The sequence below is a fragment of the Corynebacterium meitnerae genome (assembly GCF_027570075.1).
Taxonomy (GTDB): domain Bacteria; phylum Actinomycetota; class Actinomycetes; order Mycobacteriales; family Mycobacteriaceae; genus Corynebacterium; species Corynebacterium meitnerae.
This window is the reverse complement of record NZ_JAKMUS010000007.1, coordinates 26,102-48,546: the sequence shown is the minus strand read 5'-3', so window position 1 is coordinate 48,546 and position 22,445 is coordinate 26,102. Positions and strand designations below refer to the sequence as shown.

General features: G+C 60.6%; 20 protein-coding genes. 6 read left to right on the top strand and 14 right to left on the bottom strand.

Annotated elements, in window-relative coordinates; genetic code table 11:
- Nucleotides 1-4: 4 nt before the first annotated feature.
- The 9 genes from L8U60_RS05820 to rho all read right to left on the bottom strand — a co-directional run bounded on the left by L8U60_RS05820 (nucleotide 5) and on the right by rho (nucleotide 8,278).
- Entirely contained in the window at nucleotides 5-586 is a 582-nt protein-coding gene (locus tag L8U60_RS05820; protein ID WP_269965428.1) for a F0F1 ATP synthase subunit B, read from the bottom strand.
- Between the two features lie 53 nt (nucleotides 587-639).
- Nucleotides 640-882, bottom strand: coding sequence for an ATP synthase F0 subunit C (locus L8U60_RS05815; RefSeq protein WP_034664082.1), 243 nt, complete (start codon nucleotides 880-882; stop codon nucleotides 640-642).
- A 108-nt stretch (nucleotides 883-990) separates the two neighbouring features.
- Entirely contained in the window at nucleotides 991-1,788 is a 798-nt protein-coding gene (gene atpB, locus L8U60_RS05810) for a F0F1 ATP synthase subunit A (protein WP_269965427.1), read from the bottom strand.
- A gap of 383 nt (nucleotides 1,789-2,171) precedes the next feature.
- The gene (locus tag L8U60_RS05805; protein WP_269965426.1) at nucleotides 2,172-2,609 is read right to left on the bottom strand and encodes a Cg1360 family ATP-synthase-associated protein; all 438 of its coding nucleotides are present in this window, start codon (nucleotides 2,607-2,609) and stop codon (nucleotides 2,172-2,174) included.
- A gap of 11 nt (nucleotides 2,610-2,620) precedes the next feature.
- On the bottom strand, nucleotides 2,621-3,769 hold the full coding sequence (locus L8U60_RS05800) for an MraY family glycosyltransferase (protein ID WP_269965425.1): 1,149 nt from the start codon (nucleotides 3,767-3,769) through the stop codon (nucleotides 2,621-2,623).
- Between the two features lie 3 nt (nucleotides 3,770-3,772).
- Complete coding sequence (locus L8U60_RS05795) at nucleotides 3,773-4,438, bottom strand: L-threonylcarbamoyladenylate synthase (protein WP_269965424.1); 666 nt, start codon at nucleotides 4,436-4,438, stop codon at nucleotides 3,773-3,775.
- A gap of 17 nt (nucleotides 4,439-4,455) precedes the next feature.
- Nucleotides 4,456-5,400, bottom strand: a complete 945-nt coding sequence (gene prmC, locus L8U60_RS05790; protein WP_274708500.1) for a peptide chain release factor N(5)-glutamine methyltransferase — start codon at nucleotides 5,398-5,400, stop codon at nucleotides 4,456-4,458.
- The gene (prfA, locus tag L8U60_RS05785) at nucleotides 5,366-6,445 is read right to left on the bottom strand and encodes a peptide chain release factor 1 (protein ID WP_269965422.1); all 1,080 of its coding nucleotides are present in this window, start codon (nucleotides 6,443-6,445) and stop codon (nucleotides 5,366-5,368) included. Before prfA ends, prmC begins: the two co-directional genes overlap by 35 nt.
- Nucleotides 6,446-8,278, bottom strand: a complete 1,833-nt coding sequence (rho, locus tag L8U60_RS05780) for a transcription termination factor Rho (RefSeq protein ID WP_269965421.1) — start codon at nucleotides 8,276-8,278, stop codon at nucleotides 6,446-6,448. It abuts the gene before it with no gap.
- Between the two features lie 346 nt (nucleotides 8,279-8,624).
- On the opposite strand from rho, the gene L8U60_RS05775 reads away from it, so the two are divergent.
- Nucleotides 8,625-10,436, top strand: coding sequence for a long-chain fatty-acid--CoA ligase (locus tag L8U60_RS05775; RefSeq protein ID WP_269965420.1), 1,812 nt, complete (start codon nucleotides 8,625-8,627; stop codon nucleotides 10,434-10,436).
- Between the two features lie 22 nt (nucleotides 10,437-10,458).
- Here L8U60_RS05775 and thrB read toward each other — a convergent pair whose 3' ends face one another.
- From thrB to argS, 4 genes are read right to left on the bottom strand one after another with little or no spacing between them, the layout of a single operon-like run.
- Entirely contained in the window at nucleotides 10,459-11,388 is a 930-nt protein-coding gene (thrB, locus tag L8U60_RS05770; RefSeq protein WP_269965419.1) for a homoserine kinase, read from the bottom strand.
- 45 nt (nucleotides 11,389-11,433) lie between these two features.
- Entirely contained in the window at nucleotides 11,434-12,786 is a 1,353-nt protein-coding gene (locus tag L8U60_RS05765) for a homoserine dehydrogenase (protein ID WP_269965418.1), read from the bottom strand.
- Between the two features lie 54 nt (nucleotides 12,787-12,840).
- Nucleotides 12,841-14,187, bottom strand: a complete 1,347-nt coding sequence (lysA, locus tag L8U60_RS05760; protein ID WP_269965483.1) for a diaminopimelate decarboxylase — start codon at nucleotides 14,185-14,187, stop codon at nucleotides 12,841-12,843.
- 57 nt (nucleotides 14,188-14,244) lie between these two features.
- The gene (argS, locus tag L8U60_RS05755) at nucleotides 14,245-15,912 is read right to left on the bottom strand and encodes an arginine--tRNA ligase (protein WP_269965417.1); all 1,668 of its coding nucleotides are present in this window, start codon (nucleotides 15,910-15,912) and stop codon (nucleotides 14,245-14,247) included.
- Nucleotides 15,913-16,088: 176 nt separating this feature from the next.
- Between argS and L8U60_RS05750 the strand changes: the two genes are divergently transcribed.
- From L8U60_RS05750 to L8U60_RS05735, 4 genes are all read left to right on the top strand, one after another.
- Entirely contained in the window at nucleotides 16,089-16,874 is a 786-nt protein-coding gene (locus L8U60_RS05750) for a (Fe-S)-binding protein (protein WP_269965416.1), read from the top strand.
- Nucleotides 16,871-18,403: a LutB/LldF family L-lactate oxidation iron-sulfur protein gene (locus L8U60_RS05745; protein ID WP_269965415.1), complete on the top strand. Its 1,533-nt coding sequence runs from the start codon at nucleotides 16,871-16,873 to the stop codon at nucleotides 18,401-18,403. Before L8U60_RS05750 ends, L8U60_RS05745 begins: the two co-directional genes overlap by 4 nt.
- A complete protein-coding gene (locus tag L8U60_RS05740) occupies nucleotides 18,403-19,041 on the top strand; it encodes a LutC/YkgG family protein (protein ID WP_269965414.1) in 639 nt (212 codons plus the stop codon). Before L8U60_RS05745 ends, L8U60_RS05740 begins: the two co-directional genes overlap by 1 nt.
- A 401-nt stretch (nucleotides 19,042-19,442) precedes the next feature.
- Nucleotides 19,443-20,117 carry a CPBP family intramembrane glutamic endopeptidase gene (locus L8U60_RS05735; RefSeq protein ID WP_269965413.1) on the top strand — a complete coding sequence of 225 codons (675 nt, stop codon included), beginning with the start codon at nucleotides 19,443-19,445 and terminating at the stop codon, nucleotides 20,115-20,117.
- Here L8U60_RS05735 and L8U60_RS05730 read toward each other — a convergent pair.
- A complete protein-coding gene (locus L8U60_RS05730; protein WP_269965412.1) occupies nucleotides 20,114-20,524 on the bottom strand; it encodes a hypothetical protein in 411 nt (136 codons plus the stop codon). The two genes, L8U60_RS05735 and L8U60_RS05730, sit on opposite strands and share 4 nt — an antisense overlap.
- Nucleotides 20,525-20,628: 104 nt before the next feature.
- Between L8U60_RS05730 and L8U60_RS05725 the strand changes: the two genes are divergently transcribed.
- On the top strand, nucleotides 20,629-21,249 hold the full coding sequence (locus L8U60_RS05725) for a hypothetical protein (protein ID WP_269965411.1): 621 nt from the start codon (nucleotides 20,629-20,631) through the stop codon (nucleotides 21,247-21,249).
- Nucleotides 21,250-22,445 lie beyond the last annotated feature (1,196 nt).

Sequence of the window (22,445 nt, the reverse complement as noted above, 5' to 3'; positions counted from 1 at the left end):
GCCCTCACTTCCGGGTAGCCGAGCGTGCGGACACGGTGTCCAGCTGGCTCAGGAAGTTGTCGATGGTGTTGGAGCGGCGGGTGGAATCCGACAACTCAGCACCGAGGAGCTCCTCAGCGAGGTTGATAGAGTTCTGGCCCAGCTCGTTGCGAAGCTCTGCGACGACCTGCTCACGCGAGGCCAGCAGCTGCTTCTCACCAGATTCGACAATGCGACGGGACTCTTCCTCAGCCTTGACGCGTGCCTCTGCTTCGATCTCCTTGCCCTTTTGACGGGCAGCTTCGCGGATCTCCGCAGCTTCGGCGCGTGCCTCAGCGAGTTGAGCGTTGTTCTTTTCCAGAGCAGCCTTTGCCTGCGCTTGTGCGGTCTCAGCCCGCTCGATACCGCCCTTGATCTTGTCTTCGCGCTCCGCGAGCACTTCCTGGAACTTCGGAAGCACAAACTTCCAGAAGAGCAAGAAGATGACGAGGAAGACGACGAGAGACCAGACGATGTCGTAAGCCTTCGGCAGCAGGATGGAGTTACCGCCCTCAAGCGGGAACTGCTCTGCCCCCTCGGCTGCAAGTAGGTAGATGACGTTCGTCATGCGGTGCTCCTGATCTAAATGGTTTTACGAAACTTCTGGGTTGAAGAGTTTCTTTAGAACAGGAAGCCGGCGACCAGGCCGATCAGTGCCAGGGCCTCGACGAAGGCGATACCCAGGAACATGGTGGTACGCAGCTGGCCAGCCATCTCCGGCTGACGTGCCATGCCCTCGACGGTCTTGCCGACGAGGATGCCGATGCCGAGGCCCGGGCCGATGGTTGCGATGCCGTAGCCGATGGTGCCGAGGCCGGTGTACTTGGTAGCTTCTGCTGCCTGGGCGAGGATGATCTCGTTCATGGAAAGTCGTTCCCTTTCTTGGTGCCCGGCCCTTTGGTCAAGGCCCGAGCGGTGACAAAGTGTTTGTGGGGTTATTCAGTTGGCCAGTGTCAGTCAGTTCGCGCCTGACTAGTGCGAATCTGCGTGCAACGACAGCTCGATGTACACCGCGACCAGAAGGGCGAAGATGTACGCCTGCAGGAAGATAACAATCAACTCGTACAGGGTGAACAGGATCGCTGCGATCAAGGTCATGCCACTCAGTGCCGTCCAAGCGTTCAGCTGCCAGAAGAAGAAGTTCGTAGCAGAGTACAGAAGGACGAGAATGATGTGGCCAGCCAGGAAGTTCGCCATAAGACGAAGAGCCAGGGTGACCGGGCGCAGAATGAATGTCGAGAAGAACTCGATCGGCACAACCAAAAGGTGAAGTGCCGGAGGCAAGTTAGGAATCACGAGTGAGTGCTTCACGTATTTGCCGAAGCCGTGACGGGCAGCGCCCGCGTAGATCATCGTGAAGTACCCGACCACTGCCAGCACGATCGGAAGACCGATACGGGAGCTAGGCGAAATGTTCAGGCCAGGGATGATCGTGGCCACGTTCATGAAGAGCACTGTGAAGAAGATCGTGGCGATAACCGGAAGGAATCGACGACCCTCCTTCTTGCCCAAGATGTCCTCAGCGATGTGCAGGCGGACAAAGTCCACTGCGACCTCACCAAGGTTTTGCAGACCAGACGGAACCAGCTTCGGGTTCCGGAAGGCGATTGCAAAAAGAACCACAAGGATGAGCGCCATGAACAGGCGCACAATCATGATGCGGTCCAGCGCGAACCAACCGCCGAGGAAGTCCTCCCCCAGCATTTGGCCGTAGTATTGCCCCGGGAAAAATTCTGGGTCCAGTTCGGGTACGTGGAAGCTACCCTTCATGGCCAAAGTTGCAACGCTCAGCGTTCTCTCCCGTTCTCGGGCCGCACAATTTTCATGTGCGGTGCGATGGACGTCTTCAAAATCTGCCTCCCGCGGCGGACTCCGTCGCACATCAGCTACCGCGGTGCAGGGGATGATCTAGAAGAAGCGGGCAGGTAACCCCAAAAGGTGTAGCTCTCTCCTTCTAACCCGCGATTAGCCTATCAGCCGATCCGTAGAAACGGGCATGTTGGGGGGAGCTTGTCGCACCCAAAAGTGGGCACTCTCCCACCGGACCCCATTAAGGCTGGTCATAGGCGTTTGTTAGCTCAGTCACAGGAGCTCTTCAGGGGGAGAGAAAAAGGGCGCGGCAGTGTCGCCCCGCGCCCTTTTTATCCGAAGACTTAGCCCACGTATGTGGCACGCGTGGTCATGATGCCCCAGACCTCAGAGCCCAGGACAACGATGAGCGCCAGGATCACGGTCACGCCGAGCGCAGCTGTGTCATAAAAGTCCATGCCTCGAAGAACAAAAAGCACCGCGATCAAAACGACGAGCTTGAGCGTCCAGCTTCCCAGCACAACGGCCATCGTGGTGCTTGGCGACGTATTCGAGGTGGCCAGAACCGACACCACAGTCAGCAGAACAAATCCCCCGCCAATCGCGGCGCCAATAAGAACGCCCCAGATGCCAGGCAGATCACGCATTCCGCCCCAAACTGCAAGGGAAACGATGGTCAGGACAACGAGGGCCCAGCCGCCAAGTTTGAGGGCGCGCTTGAGGGGCGCCTGCGGGTCGTCGAACTCAGCGGGGTTCTCTACGGGAGTGGTTGAGGAAGTCACGCTCCCATATCCTACTCGTTCGCGCTAACCGGCCCGATCTTGCCCTGAAAGACTGGCACCGCGGTAGCCGCTGCGGCCAGAAGAACGGAGACGATGAGTAACAGCGCAGCATAGCGTGCCGGGAAGATGGAGAAGCTCACGGTGCCAAAGCCGATGGCGGAAACCCACATGTACAGCACCAGGACGGTGCGGCGGTGGGTATGCCCCAGGGCGAGCAACCGGTGATGGATGTGCTGGCGGTCCGCGGAAAATGGGCTCTTGCCCTGGGACACGCGCCGGACCACAGCCATGACAAGATCCGCCACCGGCAGAGCAATCGCCGCCAGCACGACGATGAACGGGCTGATCAGGGCGACGACATCAGCGGTGCCGTACAAAGCAAGGTTGATCTTGCCGGATGCAGAAATCGACGCAGCTGCCAAGAGCAAGCCAATGAGCATTGCGCCGGTATCCCCCATGAAGATGCGGGCCGGCTCAAAATTGTGGGGCAAAATGCCAGCACACATCCCCACCATGCCCGCACAGATGATCGCGGGCGGATAAGCAGACACTGCCCCACCCTGGTCGTGGAGCAGCGTCAAAGAGAACAACAAAATCGCGCCACCCGCAATAAGGCCAAGGCCAGCGCAAAGCCCATCGATTCCGTCGACGAAGTTAAAGGCATTCACCAAGGTCACAATGATCAGCGTGGACAGGATGATGCCTTGGGTGCGGTCGAGGATGAGGGTGGTGCCGCCGTCGATAGGCAAAAAGATGACGTTGTAGGACAGGCCCATGACGGAGACAGTGAGTGCCGCTAAGAGTTGGCCCGCGAATTTCGCGAGCGCCCCGAGCTCGTAGAGGTCATCGATGACGCCGACGACGACGATGAGGAAGGCTCCCACCACAACCGCTGTCATTTCTGGTGTGACCGGGGCAAATCCGCGGGTGAGCGCCGGCAACTGCATCGCCAAGAAAATCGCAGACAAAAAGCCCGTGAACATGGCCACACCACCGAGACTCGGGGTGGGTTGCGTGTGTACATCACGGGCGCGAATCTCTGCGACGCGGCCGGTGCGCACGAGGTATGAGCGCACAGGACCGGTGGCCAAGTAGGTGATCACTGCCGCAAGGAGGATCACCAGGCCAAGCTCGCGCAGAGGTACGCCGCTTCCCGTCATGAGTTAGCGGTCCTTCCGCCGCAAGTCCTCCGGGTCAAGTCCAAGAACTTCACCAATACGCTCCGCCGCGATGGCGCCTTCACGCAGAATGACAGGACGCGGACCAGAAATATCGATGATGGTGGATGGCTCCCCCACCTCAGCCTTACCGCCATCGAGATAGGTCTGAACAGCTTCGCCGAATTGGTTGCGCGCGCCAACAGCGGTCACTGCCGGCGGCTGACCGGAGATATTCGCGCTCGACACAGCCATCGGACCAACCTCACGGAGGAGCTCAATTGCCACCGGCTGCAACGGCATGCGCAGGAGCACGGTACCGCGGGTATCGCCCAGGTTCCACGGCAAAGAAGGGGCTTCGGGCACAACGATGGACAGGCCACCAGGCCAAAACGCTTCAACGAGAGTTTTTGCGGTGTCCGTGAACTCTCGCACCAGCCCCTGAATCGTGGTCCATGAGCCCACGAGCACAGGAATCGGCATATCCGGGCCACGGCGCTTCGTGGCTAACAACTTGGCGCAGGCGTCCGGGTTGAATGCGTCCGCGCCGATTCCATACACGGTATCGGTGGGCAGCACCACGCACTGGCCAGCCTTAACAGCGGCTGCGGCAGCCTCAATACCTTCTTTGCGGCCCTGTGGGTCCAGGCAGTCATACACTCTGCTCGGCATCGGCGATGATCCTCCTTTTAGGGTTGTACCTTACTCGCGGTGACAAACCTGTCCCGACCAGTGAGGTCTTTTAGGTTTCGGACGTGTTCAAAGCAGCCTTGCTTTTCCACGAGTTCCCGGGTCACCGCCGCCGTCGAATCATCATGCTCAATCCCCAGCAGCCCGCCGGGCATGAGCAGACGCGCTGCAACCGGGATGAGGCCACGGATGGCGTCCATGCCGTCCTCACCAGAGAAAACTGCTGTTTCCGGGTCGTGGTAGACCTCCGGATCCAGCAATCCTGCTTCCTGCGGAGCAAAAGGCACGTACGGCGGGTTGGAGACAACCATGGCAACGCGCCCGGAATACTCGCTGAGCAGATCCGGATCCGTCATATCGCCCTCGATGATGCGGACAGCGGAGCCGTGCTCGTGTGCATTGTCCATGGCAGCTTCAACCGCAACCGGTGACAGGTCCACGCCGATGACCTCATCAGCCTGCACGCGCTGGTCAATGTAGATCGCCAACGCACCAGACCCTGTGCCCAAGTCCACGATGATGGACTCATCCGGCTGGCCTTCGTATTCCTCGCTGAGCTTTTCAAATTCCGTCACTGCCCATTCAGCAAGCACTTCCGTTTCCGGGCGCGGAATGAACACGCCGGGACCAACCCTGAGATCAAGAATCCCAAAGGGTGCTGAGCCCACAATGTGCTGCAGCGGCTCACGCTTCTCACGCCGCTTTACTGCCGCCTCATAGGCGACAGCGAAGGACGCGGGAATTTGATCTGGGGAATAAAAACGCAAGGCCAAACGGGATGACTCCCCCAAAAGCGCCGCCGCGATCACAGTCGCGTCGACGTCGGGGGATGCGATGCCGGCGTGGGTGAAGCGGCGCCGGGCATCGTCGATAAGCGATGCGAGCTCGGGTGAGTTCCAGCGCACTGGACTAGTGCTCCGCCTCGAGTCGCTCCTGGCGCTCATGCGTCTGCAGAGCGGTGATCAGGTCATCCATGTTGCCATCGAGCACCGAGTCAAGGTTGTTGGCCTTAAAACCGATGCGGTGATCCGAGATACGGTTCTCCGGCCAGTTGTACGTACGGATGCGCTCCGAGCGGTCCATGTTGCGCACCTGCGAAGCACGACCCTCAGCGGCTTCTGCCTCAGCCTTCTCGCGTTCGATCTGCTCCAGGCGAGCCTGCAGAACCTGCATCGCGCGCGCACGGTTCTGAATCTGCGAACGTTCCTTCTGACAGGTCACCACAATGCCCGTGGGCAGGTGGGTGATACGCACAGCGGAGTCCGTCGTGTTCACGCCCTGGCCACCCTTACCGGAGGAACGGTAGACGTCAACACGCAGATCCTTCTCATCGATCTGAACGTCGCCGACCTCTTCGGTCTCCGGGAAGACATAGACACCAGCAGCGGACGTCTGGATACGGCCCTGCGATTCCGTCACGGGGATGCGCTGCACGCGGTGCACGCCACCCTCAAACTTGAGCATGGACCACGCGCCATCACGGGATGGATTCTTCATGGTCACAGACACCGTCATGTCCTTCACACCGCCGAGATCAGACTCAGAGACGTCCAAGACATCCCAGCTCAAGCCATGCTTCTCAGCGTATTTCTGGTACATGCGGGCAAGGTCGGCCGCGAACAGAGCGGCCTCTTCCCCACCGGCACCAGCCTTGATCTCCATGATCACGTCATCCGGATCGTGCTCATCGCGTGGGGCGAGCAGATCCGCCAACTCCTCCTCCAGGCGGACAATCTCACCTTCAAGGCGGGTTGCCTCTTCGGCGAATTCCTTGTCCTCGGAGGCCATTTCCTTGGCTGCCTCGTGGTCCTCGCGCGCCTGGTTGAGGTCGTTGTTCACGTTGATGATCGGCTGCAGCTGCGCGTAACGCTTAGACAGCTTGCGGAACAGGTCCTGGTCGCCGACAACCTCTGGGTCTGACATCTGGGCTTGGATGCCCTGGTACTCAGACACATAGTCATCAACGAGTGATACGTGTGATCCGGCCATTTACTGGTACTCCTCTGTATCCACATCAGCGGCCATCGGCGCAGACTGCGCAACACCAACGAGGAACTCACCGTTGTTCTTGGTCTTCTTCAGCTGCTTGATCAGCAGGTCAATAGCGGCCTGCGGATCCAGCGCGGAGAGGATGCGGCGCAGCTTGTGCATGACGCGGGCTTCCTCCGGGGCGAGCAGCAGCTCGTCCTTGCGTGTGCCGGACGGGTTGACGTCCACGGCCGGGAACACGCGGCGCTCAGCGATCTTGCGGTCGAGCTTGAGCTCCGCGTTACCGGTGCCCTTGAATTCCTCGAAGATCACCGTGTCACCAGCGGAACCGGTCTCCACCATCGCCGTAGCGATGATGGTCAGGGAGCCACCGTCCTCGATGTTGCGGGCAGCACCCAGGAAACGCTTCGGCGGGTACAGCGCGTTGGAGTCCACACCACCAGAGAGGATGCGGCCCGATGCCGGCGAGGAGTTGTTGTACGCACGGCCAAGGCGGGTGATGGAATCCAGCAGGACCACAACGTCCTGGCCCATCTCCACGAGGCGCTTCGCGCGCTCAATCGCGAGCTCCGCAACCGCGGTGTGCTCGCTCGGCGGGCGGTCAAAGGTGGAGGCGATAACCTCACCCTTGACGGAGCGCTGCATGTCCGTAACTTCCTCCGGGCGCTCGTCCACGAGCACGACCATGAGGTAGCACTCCGGGTTGTTCTGCGCGATCGCATTCGCGATGTTCTGCAGAATCGTCGTCTTACCAGCCTTCGGCGGGGAGACGATGAGTGCACGCTGGCCCTTACCAATCGGCATGACCAGGTCGATCACACGCGTGGTCAGGATGTTCGGCTCCGTCTCCAGGCGCAGACGCTGGTTCGGGTACAGCGGCGTGAGCTTGTGGAACTCGGGGCGCTGCTTCGCGTCCTCAACGGTCATGCCGTTGATGGAATCCACGCGCACCAGCTGGTTGTAGCGCTGACGGTTACGGCCACTGCCGTGGGAGTGACTCTGGCCGTTCGCACGAACCTGACCAATCACCGCATCGCCGGAGCGCAGACCGCAACGGCGCACAAGGTTGTTATTGATGAACACGTCGGCCTGGTTCGCCCGGTAACCGGTCGTGCGGACAAACGCGGCGTTGTTGTCAACGATGTCCACGATGCCAGCGACTTCCTGCAGATCCTCCGGATCAAAGTCCTGGTTGTTGTTGCCGTTGTTATTGCCACCGTTGTTGCCGCCACCATTGTGGTTGTCACGGTTACGGCGGTTACGGCGATTGCGGCGACCACGGCGGCCATTGCCGTCACCATCGCGGTTGTCGCGGTTGTCGCGGTTGTTCCGACCACCACGGTTGTCGCGGTTATCACGGCCATCCCGATCAGAGCCCTGACCGTCGTTGTTGTCGCGGTTATCGCGGTTGTTGCGGTCCGATCGATCGTCGTTACGCGAAGAGCTCTCAGAGTTGTCGTTCTGCTCCTGCTCGGCATGCTTCGCGCGGTTGCGGCGCGCGCGGCGAGCTGCGGAGCGGGACTCATAACGCTGATCGTCCTGCTCCTGGCCCTGCTCCTTCTGAGCGGGCTTCTCCGGCTTTTCCTGCTTCTCCTGCTTGTTCTGTGGCTTCTTCTCGCGGCTGTCCTCAGCCGGTGCCTTTTCAGCGGCAGCCTGCTCGCTCGCGCGCTGACGTGCGCGCTGCGGTACAGAACCGGTGGTGATGGCTTGAATCAGCTCGCCCTTGCGTAGGGCGGAGGTCCCCCGAAGGCCTTTTTCGGCTGCGATCTTGCGCAGCTCCGGCAGCTTCAGCGATGCGAGGTCTTGGCTCGCTGCGTTACCCGTATCGGTCACGGATGTCCTTTCATCGTGTCGTCCGGCGCGTGCATTCCGCGCGGCGTGAACGTCCCCTACCTTCCTGGCGGTGATGGTGCACAAACTCTCATAGCGGTGACCCTGCGTCAAGGAAGGTGATGCACGTTAGATCGGACTCGCACAAACGCAATCCCATGTAGTGAATGGATTAACGCGGTGCGGTTGTAAGTAATTGGTGGATGCGGCGCGGCGCAGACAGATGCGAATACGCCCCTGACCGTGTGAGAATCCACCACGGTCGCGATCTAGTGGCTCATTGTAGACCACGAAACCACGGTGCGGTGGAATGCCCCGCTTAAAAATGTGGCGCGCTAGAGTTGTGGGCATGCTCGCCACCATGCAGGAAGTGCCTTTTTCCGTCGGCCGTATCTTAAGTTACGGCTCTTCAGTGCACTCCACGACAAAGGTGACCACGTGGCGCACGGGCACCGCCGAAGAAACCACGTTTGGGGCTATCGGCTCCCGCGCCGCCGCGTTTGCTCACGCACTCAATGACATTTTGGGGATTGACGGGGACCAGCGCGTGGGCACGCTCATGTACAACTGCGCGGAGCACTTGGAGGTGATGTTCTCCGTCGCCGCAAAGGGCTCGGTATTCGTGCCGCTGAACATGCAGTTGCTGGAAGATCAGATCACCTACATCATCAACCACTCCGAGATGGAGGTTCTGGTTGCGGATCCACGCTTGGCGCCGAAGCTCGCGCGCATTTTGCCGAAGTGCCCGAAGGTCCGCGCAGTCTGTTTCACCGGGACGAAGCCTGTCGCGCCGCTTACTGAAGACCTGCCGGACTCCGTGTCTGTGCACAGCTACGAGGCGCTTCTCGACGGGCAGTCGACCCTCTATGATTGGCCCGAACTGCCCGAAAACACTGCGGCAGCCATTTGCTATTCGACGGCAACGACGGGAGCACCGAAGGGCGTAGCTTATTCACACCGCTCTATCTGGCTGACTGCCATGAGTCTGCGGGCAACAGACTCTCTTGCCATTACTCACGGCGAGTCTTTCCTGTGCTGCATCCCGATCTACCACGTGCTCAGCTGGGGTGTTCCCTTCACTGCGTTTCTGGCGGGCACCCCGCTGGTGCTACCGGATTCGGACGTGTCTGCGCCGACCTTGGCCAAGCTCATCGCTGGCACTCACCCGCGCGTGGCCCATGGTGTGCCCACCCTGTGGATTCAGCTCATGGTCTACTACCTGCACAACCCGCCGGAGCGCATGTCGCTCACGGAACTTTACGTCGGTGGCTCCCCTGCCCCACCAGCCCTGATCAAGGTGTGGGAGGAACGCTACGGTGTGGACGTGGTCCACGTCTGGGGTATGACGGAAACCTCCACCGTGGGCACAGTTGCCCGCCCGCCTTCAGGTGCCGGCGGTGAGCGCCGCTGGGCTTACCGCGTATCCCAGGGACGGTTCGCACCATGGCTGGATTACCGCGTGGTCAATGATGGCCAGATCGTCTCCGGTTCTGACCGTAGCGATGGTGAGATCCAGGTTCGCGGCAACATGGTTGCTGCTGCTTACTACCACCCCACCAATGCGGAGACCCAGGAGTACGCCTCGGTGTTCCGTGGCAAGGAAGTCACGGAGGACGATGAGTTCTTCACCGCCGACGGCTGGCTTCGCACTGGTGATGTGGGCACGGTGACCTCCGACGGGTTCATGACGTTGTATGACCGCTCCCGCGATGTCATCCGTTCCGGCGGCGAGTGGATCTACTCCGCCCAGTTGGAAAACCTCATCATGGAGGCGGACGAGGTCGTTGAGTGTGCCGTCATCGGCTACCCGGACAAGAAGTGGGGTGAGCGCCCCCTGGCAGTCACGGTTCTGCATTCCGATGTCACACCGTCAATCGACCTAGCGAAGAAGCTCCGCCAGGACCTCCAGCAGGAGCTGCCCACGTGGATGGCGCCGGAGTACTGGACGTTTGTCGCCTCCATCGACAAAACCTCCGTGGGCAAATTCGACAAAATCGACCTGCGCGAACACCTGGCCAAAGACGAATTCGACATCATCGCCCTCCCCGGCCCCGGCACACGCCCAGACAATGAAACCGCGCCCGCAGCCGAAGCAGCGGACGCGGATGACACCAGCGAGGACACCATTCCGGTGCCCGACCCGGACCAGGACGACGACTAAGCCGACGTCGAAGGCCTAGCGTCTAAGAACGAAGCAGCTCCGCCGTCGCAGGGCCGGCGATATCGAGCTCGAGTACACGGAGGCCATCCTCACGCGCGGACTCGAGGATCTTCGGGTCAATCGGCTCCGTGGACAGCACCATCGCGGTCGGACCAGCGCCAGACAAGAAGGCAGCGTAGCCACGGTTGCGCAGACGGTTGACCCACTCAGCCGTGACCGGCAGAACGTCCGCACGATATGGCTGGTGCAGGCGGTCGCGGGTGCCTTCCCACAGGAATTCCGGGTGGGTCTGGATTGCCACTGTCATCACGGCGGTGCGGGAGACGTTAAAGCGGGCGTCCGTATGCGTCACGTGCGAGGGCAGCACCTTGCGCACGGCATTCGTCGACGCGTGGAAGTTGGGCACCAGTGCGGTGGCCTTGATATCCGGGTGCACCTTCAACGGCACAGCGCGGTACTCCGGCTGGGACACACCATCGACGGGGATGTCCGTCCAGGACACCACTGCCCCACCGACAACGCTGGCAGCAGCGTTATCCGGGTGGCCCTCGAAAGCAGAGCTGAGCTGAATCACGTCATCGGTGCTCAGTGGGCTCCCTGCGAGAGTGTTGCCAGCGATGACACCGGCAACAGCAGCGGAAGCGGAAGAACCCAGGCCGCGGGACTGCGGGATGTTATTGGTGCATGTCACCTTCAGTCCCGGTGCGTAAGCGTCAGCGGCGTGCAGGGCCGAGTTGATCGCCTTGACCACGAGGTGGGAGGCATCGCGCGGGAGGTCATTGGCGCCCTCGCCGAAAATCTCCACCTCAAGGCCAGAGGCCGTGACTTCTACTTCCACGGTGTCGTAGATACCTACGGCAAGACCGAGGGTGTCAAAGCCGGGGCCCAAGTTGGCGGTACTGCCAGGCACGGTGACGCGGGCGCGCAGGCCCACTTCAAGGTCAATGCTCACGAAGAGTCCTTCCGGTTAACGCGGCTGAGGAATGCTCAGTGGGGCTTAGGAGTCGAGGCGGATCACAGAGTTGATCTCGCGGACTTCGTCGATGTCACGCAGCTCGTCGACGATGCCACCGAGCTTGCGCTCCAACGACTTGTGGGTAACCACGATGAGGCGGGAATGCTCACCCGATTCCTCCTGACGCACAGCGGAGATGGAAATTCCCTGCGCAGCGAAGCGGCGGGAGATCTCCGCGAGTACGCCCGGACGGTCAACCACGGACATATCGATGTGGTAGCGCGTCGGCACATCGCCAAAATCAGCGACGGCGTAGTTCGCGTACGGGTTCTCGGCCGGGGCGCGGCCACCGTGGATCTTGTTGCGGGCTGCACCGACCAGGTCACCGAGCACAGCAGACGCGGTGGGAGCACCACCCGCGCCATTGCCGTAGAACATGAGGCGACCAGCGGCTTCCGCTTCCACGAAGACAGCGTTGTAAGACTTATCCACGCTCGCCAGAGGGTGCTCATTCGGCACCAACGTCGGGTGCACGCGGGCAGAGACGGAGGTGACCCCCGCGTCGTCGACAAGCCTCTCGCAAATGGCGAGCAGCTTGATGGTGAAGCCGGCGGCCTTCGCTGCTTCGATGTCCTCCGCGGTGATGGTGGTGATGCCCTCAGCGTGAACATCGTCATAGGTCACGCGGGTGTGGAAGCCCATGGAAGCGAGGATCGCAGCCTTGGATGCAGCATCGTGGCCCTCCACATCCGCGGTCGGGTCAGCTTCCGCGTAGCCCAGGCGGGTTGCCTCAGCCAGCGCTTCGTCGTAGCCCATGCCCGTGGAAGCCATGGCGTCAAGGATGAAGTTGGTCGTGCCGTTCACAATGCCGGAGATGCGCTGCACCTGGTCACCAGCCAGGGAGCGACGCAGCATGCCCACGACCGGGATAGCTGCAGCAACAGCTGCCTCGTAGTAGAGGTCCACGCCGGCCTCATTCGCAGCATCCGACAGCTCGTCCGCATGCGCAGCGATGAGGGCCTTGTTTGCGGTGACCACGGACTTGCCGGCCTTCAGTGCGGCGAGCACCAGCTCACGCGGGTACTCAATGCCACCGATGACCTCAACCACAACGTCAACATCGTCGCGGTCAATGAGTTCGCGGGCATTGTCCGTGACCGTGATATCCGGGAAGTTCTCCAGCACCGGACGCTTCTTGCTCAGGTCCGATACGGCTACGCCGCGGACCTCAATCGGGCCACCAATGCGGTTTTCCAGGTTCGAGGAGAACTCATTAATCAGACGCAAGACCTCTGTACCCACGGTTCCCATACCAAGCAGGGCAACACCAACTGGTTGCCCAATGCCCTTGCCTGGGTAGTTTCCGTTCCTGCCTTCGGCGCTTAGCGCAGTCATGGTTCTCCTGTGTCGTTGAAACGATGGACGGGTGGACAGCAATGCCCTAAGAGTTTACAAAGACTCCCTAGCGAGTATGTCTTCTACTGTCTCGCGGCGCACCATCGGAGTCACCGTGCCCTCCTTCACACTGACTACGGCGGGACGGCCGAAGCAGTTGTAGTTGGACGCCATCGAGTAGCAGTACGCTCCGGTCGCGGCGAGGGAGATGAGGTCCCCCGGCGCAATATCGTCTGGCCAGAGGGCATTATTGATCAAAATATCGCCGGATTCGCAGTGGGATCCGACAAGGCGCGTCGCGTGTGGCACGCCTTCGGTGAGGCGATTGACCACTCGCGCGTCATACTCAGCGCCGTACAAAGCGGTGCGAATATTATCGCTCATCCCTCCGTCCACAGCGATGTATCGGCGCGTTGCATCATCGGTCACGTGAACGTCTTTGACGGTGCCCACGGAGTACACCGTGACAGCTGCCGGGCCGGCAATCGCACGGCCGGGTTCGACGATGACGGTCGGCGGGGTGATACCCAACTCCCCTGCCGCATCCTCGACTGCGCGCAACAAATCCTTTGCCACAGCCTGTACGTCAAGCGGCTGCTCATCCACGGTGTAGGCAATACCGTAGCCACCCCCAAGGTCGAGGTAGTCCAGTTGCAGGCCAAGCTCACGGTAGATCTTGGCGTACAGGCCCAGCACGCGGGATGCAGCCAGCTTGAAGCCTTCGGCGTCGAAGACCTGGGAACCGACGTGGCAGTGCAGGCCAGTGAGCTTGAGGTTTTCAGCATTATGGGCCGTCTGCACAGCTCGGAAAGCGGAGCCGGACACGAGGGACAGACCAAATTTCTGGTCCTCATGGCTTGTGGCAATGAACTCGTGCGTGTGTGCCTCCACGCCCGGCTTCACGCGGATGAACACGTCCTGGGCCACGCCCTCCTCACCGGCAATTCGGTTCAGGGTGTCCAGTTCCTGGTGGGAATCCACCACGACGTGTCCGACACCGCGGGTAACACAGGTGCGCAGGAAGGACTCAGACTTGTTGTTCCCGTGAACGGTGATGCGCTCGGCTGGGAAATCCGCAGCCAGGGCGATGAGAAGCTCGTTCTCACTAGCCACGTCGAGGGAGAGGCCTTCCTCATTCACCCAACGGGCAATACGCGTGGTCAAAAACGCCTTGGAGGCATAGTGGACGTTCTTCGGCTCTAGGTAGGCCTGCGCCATATCGCGACAACGGGAACGGAAGTCCTCCTCATCCACCACCATGACGGGAGTGCCGTATTCCGCGGCGATGTCGGTCAGCTTGACCCCCGCGATGGACACCGAGCCGTCCTCCTCACGCTTGGCGTTGCGCGGCCACACGTGAGCGGGCAGATCATTGAAGCAGCCAGCCTCTTGGTGGCGCATGCGCAGTAGATCATCGCGCGACAAGTTCGCGGTGTTCAGTACGGGATCAAGCATGAATTACATCCTTTCGGGTGCGGTGACACCAAGCAGGCCAAGAGCGTTGGCCAGGACCTGGCGGGACGCGGCGGCAAGGGCCAGGCGTGCGGAGTGGATCGGTTCCGGGTTCTCACCCGCCTTGGGCAGGATCTGGCAGGCGTCGTAGAACTTGTGGAAGACGCTGGCCAGCTCTTCGGCGTAGCGCGCGATGCGGTGCGGCTCACGCAGCTCCGCAGCAGCCTTGACCACAGCGGGGAACTCACCGAGGGTGCGGATGAGGTCGCCTTCCTTCTCATGCGTCAGCAGAGACAGGTCCGCACCTTCAGCAGACACATTGGCCTCTGCTGCCTTACGCCCGATGGAAGCGAGGCGGGTGTGGCCGTACTGCACGTAGTACACCGGGTTGTCGTTGGACTGCTTCTCCCACAGGTCCAGATCAATATCCAGCGTCGAGTCCACCGAGGAGCGCACGAGTGAGTAGCGCGCCGCGTCGCGGCCGATGAGGTCCACCAGGTCGTCGAGAGTAATCACGGTGCCAGCACGCTTGGACATCTTCATCGGTTTGCCGTCGCGCACGAGGTTGACCATCTGACCGATGAGCACTTCCACAGCCTTCGGGTCATAGCCCAGTGCCTGAGCCGCCGCGCGCAGTCGCGCGATATAACCGTGGTGGTCAGCGCCCAGCATGTAAATCGCCAGCGTGTGGCCACGATCGAACTTGTCTGCCACGTACGCGATGTCACCAGCGATGTATGCAGCATCGCCGTCAGACTTGATCACCACACGGTCCTTGTCATCCCCAAAGTCCGTGGAACGCAGCCACCATGCACCCTCAGATTCATAGAGGTTGCCGTTGTCCTTCAAGGTCTGGATCGCACGCTCAACGGCACCGGACTCAAACAGGGAGTTCTCATGGAAGAACACATCAAAGTCCGTGCCAAACTCGTGCAGGGAGGACTTGATCTGCTCAAACATCATTTCCACGCCCTGCGCGCGGAAGGTCTCCTGCACAGTGTCAGCGTCGCCGTCTAAAGCATCAGGATGCTTATCGACGACCGCACGTGCAATCTCCTGAATATATTCCCCGCCGTAGCCATCCTCCGGCGTCGGCTCGCCCTTGGCTGCTGCCACCAGCGAGCGCGCAAAGCGGTCAATCTGACCACCGTGATCGTTGAAGTAGTACTCGCGGGTGACCTCCGCGCCGGCGAATTCCAGCACGCGTCCCAGAGAATCACCCACGGCCGCCCAGCGGGTGCCACCAAGGTGGATCGGGCCCGTCGGGTTCGCGGAGACGAATTCCAGGTTGATCTTCTCACCGCTGTACAGGTCTAAGGCACCAAAGCGCTCCCCCTGCTCCAGGATGTTGGCCACGATGCCGCCGGTCGCCGCAGCGCCCAGACGCAGGTTGATAAAACCCGGGCCAGCGATCTCTGCGGAGTCGATGGCGGGGTTGGCCACAAGGCCGTCGACAAGCAATTGCGCGAGCTCACGCGGGTTCATCCCAGCTTTCTTGGCCACCTGCAAAGCAACGTTGGTGGCGTAATCACCGTGCTCCGGGTTACGCGGGCGCTCCACGGTGACGGTGGCAGGAACGATCGATTCTGGTGTGGCGCCATCCGGCAGGTCACGCCCGGAAAGCGCTTCGAGGGTGACGGTACGGACGGTAGTGGCAAGGTCAGCTGGGGTCATGGGGGCCAAGTTTAGAGGAGCTTCCCGGCGCGATACCAAGCGGGGATCACCCATCATGTCTGCGGGCATGAGTGCGGGCATGCGGGTGGGATGAGGAGTAGCGTCGCCTGTATAGGGCGGTTGCCTGATTCCGCCTTGGTCCAGCTGGCCGAAAGCGACCCAGAAAGGAGCCAGCAGTGCGTGTAGCGCTATTTAGTACGTGCATCGGTGACGCGTTGTTCCCTGATGCGCATAAGGCGGCAGCTTTGGTGTTGTCGCGTCTTGGGTGTGAGGTGGTCTTCCCGCCGGAGCAGACCTGTTGCGGGCAGATGCACATCAATACCGGGTACCAGCGTGAGGCTGTGCCGATGATTCGGAATTACGTTGATGTGTTTGCGGACGATTCTATTGATTACGTGGTGACCCCTTCCGGGTCCTGCACGGGTGCGGTGCGTGAACAGCACACGCGTATCGCGGAGCGCTACGGCACTGCGGCGCTCGTGGATGGCACGAAGAAAACCACAAAGAAGACGCTTGATCTTTCAGAGTTCATCGTGGATGTCATGGGCACCACCGATGTAGGGGCGTTCTTCCCCCACCGCGTGACCTACCACTCCACGTGCCACTCCCGCCGCTTCATCAAGGTGGGTGACCGTCCGACGGATCTACTCAAGGCCGTCGATGGCTTGGAGCTCGTCGAGTTGGAGAACGTCGAAGAGTGCTGTGGTTTTGGTGGCACCTTCGCCCTGAAGAACTCCGATGTCTCGGCCGCCATGGTCTCCGACAAGGTGCGACACATCAAGGACACCCAGGCGGAGTACGTCACCGCGGGTGATTCCTCCTGCCTGATGAACATCGGCGGTGCGATGTCCCGCCAGCACACCGGTATCCGGGCAATCCACATCGCGGAGATCCTCGCTTCTACCCGCGAGCACCCATGGACACCGGAATCCGCTGCGTACACGAAGGAGAAGATGCTGTGAAGGTCGGATTGGGCACTCCCACGATGCCGCCGCACGCACCGCGTGACCTGGGGCATTTCCGTGAGTACGACAAGTTTCCTAAGAACGCCAAGACGGAGCTGAACAACTCCACTCAGCGCCGCAACCTCAACTACGCCACCACGCAGATTCGTCTCAAGCGCCAGGGCGTTGTTAATGAACTGGATGATTGGCAGGCACTGCGCGAGGCGGGTTCCACCATCAAGCGCGATACCCTCGCTCGCCTGCCGGAGCTGCTCGAGCAGTTCGAGGAGAATGTGACCAAACGCGGTGGCCATGTCCACTGGGCACGCGATGCCAAAGAGGCTTCCCAGATTGTCACGGACCTGATCAAAAAGACGGGTGAAACCGATGTTGTGAAGATCAAGTCCATGGCCACCCAGGAGATCGCGCTTAACGACGTGCTGGAGGCCAACGGCATCCACGCCCGCGAGACCGACCTGGCAGAGCTCATCGTGCAGCTTGGCGACGACTTCCCGTCACACATCGTCGTCCCCGCCATCCACCGCAACCGGGCGGAGATCCGCGATATCTTCACCGCGAACATGCCCGGTGCACCCGCGGACCTCACCTCCGAGCCCGCTGCACTTGCGGAGGCCTCCCGCTCCTTCCTGCGTGAGCAGTTCATGAAGGCCAAGGTGGCTATCTCCGGCTGCAACTTCGGTATCGCGGAGACCGGTTCCGTGTCCATCGTGGAATCCGAGGGAAACGGCCGCATGTGCCTGACGCTGCCGGAGACCCTCATCACCGTCATGGGCATCGAGAAGATCCTGCCGAAGTACGAGGATCTCGGAGTGTTCATGCAGTTGCTCCCTAGGTCCTCCACAGGCGAACGCATGAACCCGTACACCTCCATCTGGTCCGGTGTGACGGCAAATGATGGCCCGCAGGACTTCCACATCGTGCTGGTGGACAACGGCCGTACCGCTGCCCTGTCCAATGAGATTGGCCGCGAGGCACTCAAGTGCATTCGCTGCTCCGCCTGCCTGAACGTCTGCCCGGTCTATGAGCGCGCCGGCGGACACGCCTACGGTTCCGTCTACCCGGGCCCGATCGGTGCGATCCTTACCCCACAGCTCGCCGGCATGGATTCCGCCGATGACGTCACCGCTTCCCTGCCGTACGCGTCCTCGCTGTGCGGCCGCTGCGATGAGGTCTGCCCGGTGAAGATCCCGATTACCGACGTCCTGCTGGAGATGCGCCACCAGAAGGTGGAAAACCACCGCCCGCCCATCGAGGGCGCCATGTTTGCCACCATCGGGCAGCTGTGGGGCCACTCCGCACTCTGGGACAAGGCCGTGCGCATGGTCGCCCTCGGCCGCATCCTCGGTGGATTCAACGGTGTCATCGACAAGATGCCACCACCAATCTCCGCCTGGACGAACTACCGCGACGTGGCCGTGCCACCCAAGAAGTCCTTCCGCCAGTGGTTCGCATCGGACGAAGCACAGCAGTTGCTCGCCAACGCCCGCGCTGAAGGCATCCCCACCCACAAGGAGGAGGAAAACTAATGGCTACCGCTAAAGAGGACATCCTCTCCCGCATCCGCAATGCCCACCAGCTGTCCCATTCCCCGGCCAGCGTAGAACCGGTTCGCGAGTACCGCACCGAGTCCCCGCTTACCCGCGATGAGCTGCGCGAGATGCTCGTGGACCGCCTCGTGGATTACAAGGCCACCGTCAAGGAAGTCAGCTCCGGCGACCTTCCGGAGGCAATCGCTTCTGTCCTCAGCGAGCACAACGCTAAAGAGGTCCGCTACGCCCAAGGCTTGGACAGTGACCTTTTCGCTTCCTTCAGTGGCAACGCCCAACCCGACGACGTCACCGTCGATCCGCGAACGCTGAATGATGTGGACGCCGTTGTGACCAGCTCCGTCGTCTCGTCTGCTCAAACCGGCACCATCTGCCTCCAGTCTGAGGCCGGCGCCGGTAAGTGCGGCCGACGCGCCCTGAGCCTGGTCCCCGACCGCCACCTGTGCATCGTTCCCATGGATTCCGTGGTCTACGGCGTGCCAGAGATGTTTGCCAAACTGGACCCGGAACTGCCCACCACGCTCATCTCCGGGCCATCGGCCACCTCCGACATCGAGCTCGTCCGCGTCGAGGGCGTCCACGGTCCGCGTGATCTGATCGTGTTCGTGGTGGACTGACGCGGCAAAGCCTCCGGCGCCTTCAGCCCCCGCACGCTAGCCCCTGCACGCTCACTTCTGTGTAAAAATTTACATTGCGATGGTAACTACCCAACAGCAGAAATCCTCTACCTGGCACTTCACCTGAGCCACTTTTTCGCCATGTAAATCTTTACAGCCACGTGACGAAAAAAGACGGGTTAGGTGGGCGAGTTAAGGAAATACAGATCGGCCCGCACCTTCCTTTTGGAGGGGTGCGGGCCGATCTGCTGTCATTTTCCCGTGCCGCGCTTCTCACGCGCGCACCATTAACTATGGGGCATGAACCATGTAGAGCAATGATGAACAGGTGCCGGTTCCATCGGGGTTGTCTCCATGTTTCCTGGGAGCCGGAAAATCCCGTGGACGTTAGACTCAGCACAATGAGTACTCCCGATCCACTCAGCATTCGTCCGCAGCTCAAAGACATGCTCGTGGGCATCGTCGCCATGCTGGCGGTCTATGTTCTGCTGATCGGTTCCGCGTTTGGCCTGAAGGATGTGGGTGGCGGCACCAGCATCAAGGTCCTCATGCCGGTGCTGATCGTGCTCGCCCTCGTCATCCCCGCCATCACATTAGTCACCTACCTCAAACGCCGTGGTCTTCCCCTCGGGTTCCGTCCGCTAGGCGCACGGGGTTGGCACCTGGTGTGGCAGGTCCCCGCGGCGATTGTGGGGGCGACGGTGTGTACGTCGATCGTCAGCACGCTTCTTGGCATGGCGCCGGGTGAACGGTCAGATACATATGGCGAAGGCACCGCGCTCGTTCTATTCACTCTGGGTGCATATCTGCTCATCGGCCCATTCCTGGAAGAGGTTGTCTTCCGCCGCCTCATCATGGGCTACCTGGACCGCCTCATGCCCGCGGCTGCCAGCGTGCTGCTCTCCTCACTCGTGTTCGGGCTCGCGCATATCGCGCCGGCTGCGATCATTTACACGTTCTTCGCTGGTCTTTCCTTCGCCCTGGTCACCCGGTGGCACCGCTCACTGTGGGCCGGCTTCATCCTGCATATGTGCACTAACGTGCTGGTTCAGATCATTGCGATGGCGGGACTCTAACCGCGTTTTTTGCTGGCCAACGCCATAAGAAAAGCAACGGCCACGACGATGAGCCCCAGCGGGATCAAGAAGATAAAGAGGTTAATGATCGGCAGCGCCTGACCTGCCTGCACCTCTTCCCACGAGGCAAGCGCCGTCGAACCGAACCCGATAAACAACATTGCGCTGCCCACCAAGGCCGTAACCAAAACACCAGGACCCACCGGCTCCCTGCGTGAGACCACGAAAAGGTACGTATCTAGGAAGCCAACCCACGCGGTGGCCAGCGTCGCCCCCACCGCCATAGTCACCGCGCTGATCGCCGACCAGTACTCCGGATCACCAATAACGCTGTTGAGCAACACCGTCAGCACCGGAATGCCTATCGCGCCGGCGAGCAAGGTTCCAAGAATCGCTTGAGGTTTCATGGGCAAAAGGCTAACAGCTTCCTTCCATTCGCTCGTTTACACAACGAGACGCACCTCACATTCCCCGTTACCCTCGTGGGCAAAGCCCAAATCTGGAGAGAATCATGAAACCAGCTTCCATTGCAGCCACGATCACCGTTCTTTTCACCTCCGCCACCCTGCTGAGCTTGAGCTCATGCACCCTAGGAGCTTTCAACGGTTCCTCTAGCCCCGCCGAATCAGACAGCGCCCAGGCTTCGGAGGACACATCCAAGTCCGACACCAAGGGCACACAGCGCGCCAAAGAAGGCCGAATCTCCATCGAACTTCCCGACGGCTGGACCGAGAACCCCAACTTCAAGCCCACCATGAACGGGTTCACCACATCATGGGCCAATGACCAAGAAAACCCCACGGACATCGCCCGCATGAGCTCCAACCAAGGACAGGGTCCCACCGCCATGGCAAACATGGGCTACTTCGAGGCAAACGCCCAGTTCAGCACCACACACGGCACGGAATTTGAACTCGGTAAATCCCGCGACCTCAAGATCACAAACGCCGACGAAGCCAAACTGACCACCTGGACAACCAACGGCTCCAAAGGCGAGACCGTCAAAGGCGCATGGGTATTCGTCTCCTCCGGCACCGGCGGCGCCGCCGGCCTCGAGATCATGGCCACCACTTTGTCCGAGAAGGAGATCGAGAAGATCATCGACTCAGTCGAGTTCAACCCCGAAGGCTAAGAGCGCGGAAAAGACCAGACTCCTTCGCATCAGGGGCTCCCGGACCCAACCGGGTTAGTCGATCTTGTCATCCTCTTCTTTACGGACGGTTCTAACCAACTTGCCCTCTTACTTCGTAGAGAGAGCTTTCTGGATACTGTCGTCCAGCGCGCTGAATGTCGTTTTCCAACCGTTGTAAATGGTCAACCGGGGATCGTTCCCCTCCATGCGCGCTTTCGTCCGCAGCGGACGCGGAGTGGTCTCCATCAGGTCCACTCCCCGGCGACCTGCTCGAACCGTGGCGTTCCTCATTTTGAGAGTCATAGCCCATGCACCTTCTTCCTTTCGGTAGCCAGATCCGCTGGATATTGTTTCTTTGTGCCATTCAATCACAAAGAATTTCCCCCTATTGCGTCAGTGGCTCAACAGGAGGCCATAACGAAAAACCGGCTGATTCCCGCTCTGAAAAGCCAGAACAAAACCAGCCGGTTTGTCAACGATGTCGCAACTCATAGTGTCAACTATGACGCGACTCATTAGGGGAGTTCAGAAAACTCCCTCACCTGCACCAACCCCACACCCTAACACCCAGCGTTCCACGCTCCACTCCAAAATGTTCCAAGCCACCGCTCTCACCACGACTTTTACGCCACCGCACCGAACCCCGCCTCTACCCCCGTTTCGTCAAACCGCCGCGACTCGCCCGCGCCCACATTCCAACCGTTCGTGAAGGTACGCAAAAAGGCGGCGCCCTCCACCTGGAGAACGCCGCCTTACCGCGCGGGAAGCGCTTGAGTTCCTAACCCCTTGCTCCGCGGCGACGCTGCACCACGACGGTAGCGGCAAGCACACCAACCAGCAGGCTCAAAATGCCGACTACGAAACCGACGTTGGCGCCAGGCTGAGCACGCTCCGGGAAGATGTCTCTTCGCAAGTCTCCGCTAGAGAAATAACAGACCCCATTCATGCCGAACTCAGTCAGCATGAATGGGGTCTTCTAGCCAGCCGACTCCGTCAGGAGCCGACTTCTTCGGCTAAACCTGCTGGCGGATGGTTCCGCCGGGGTTTTCGTCGCCCCAACGCTTCGTAACGAAGCGACCCGTTGTTGCAGAGCGGGTTACGGTGCGACTGTTGCTGGTTCCTTTCCCGACTCGTTCAGTCGTGGTCTTGTTAGGCCACCGACCCCTAGCCGCGTTGGAAACGAACTTGCCGGTCTT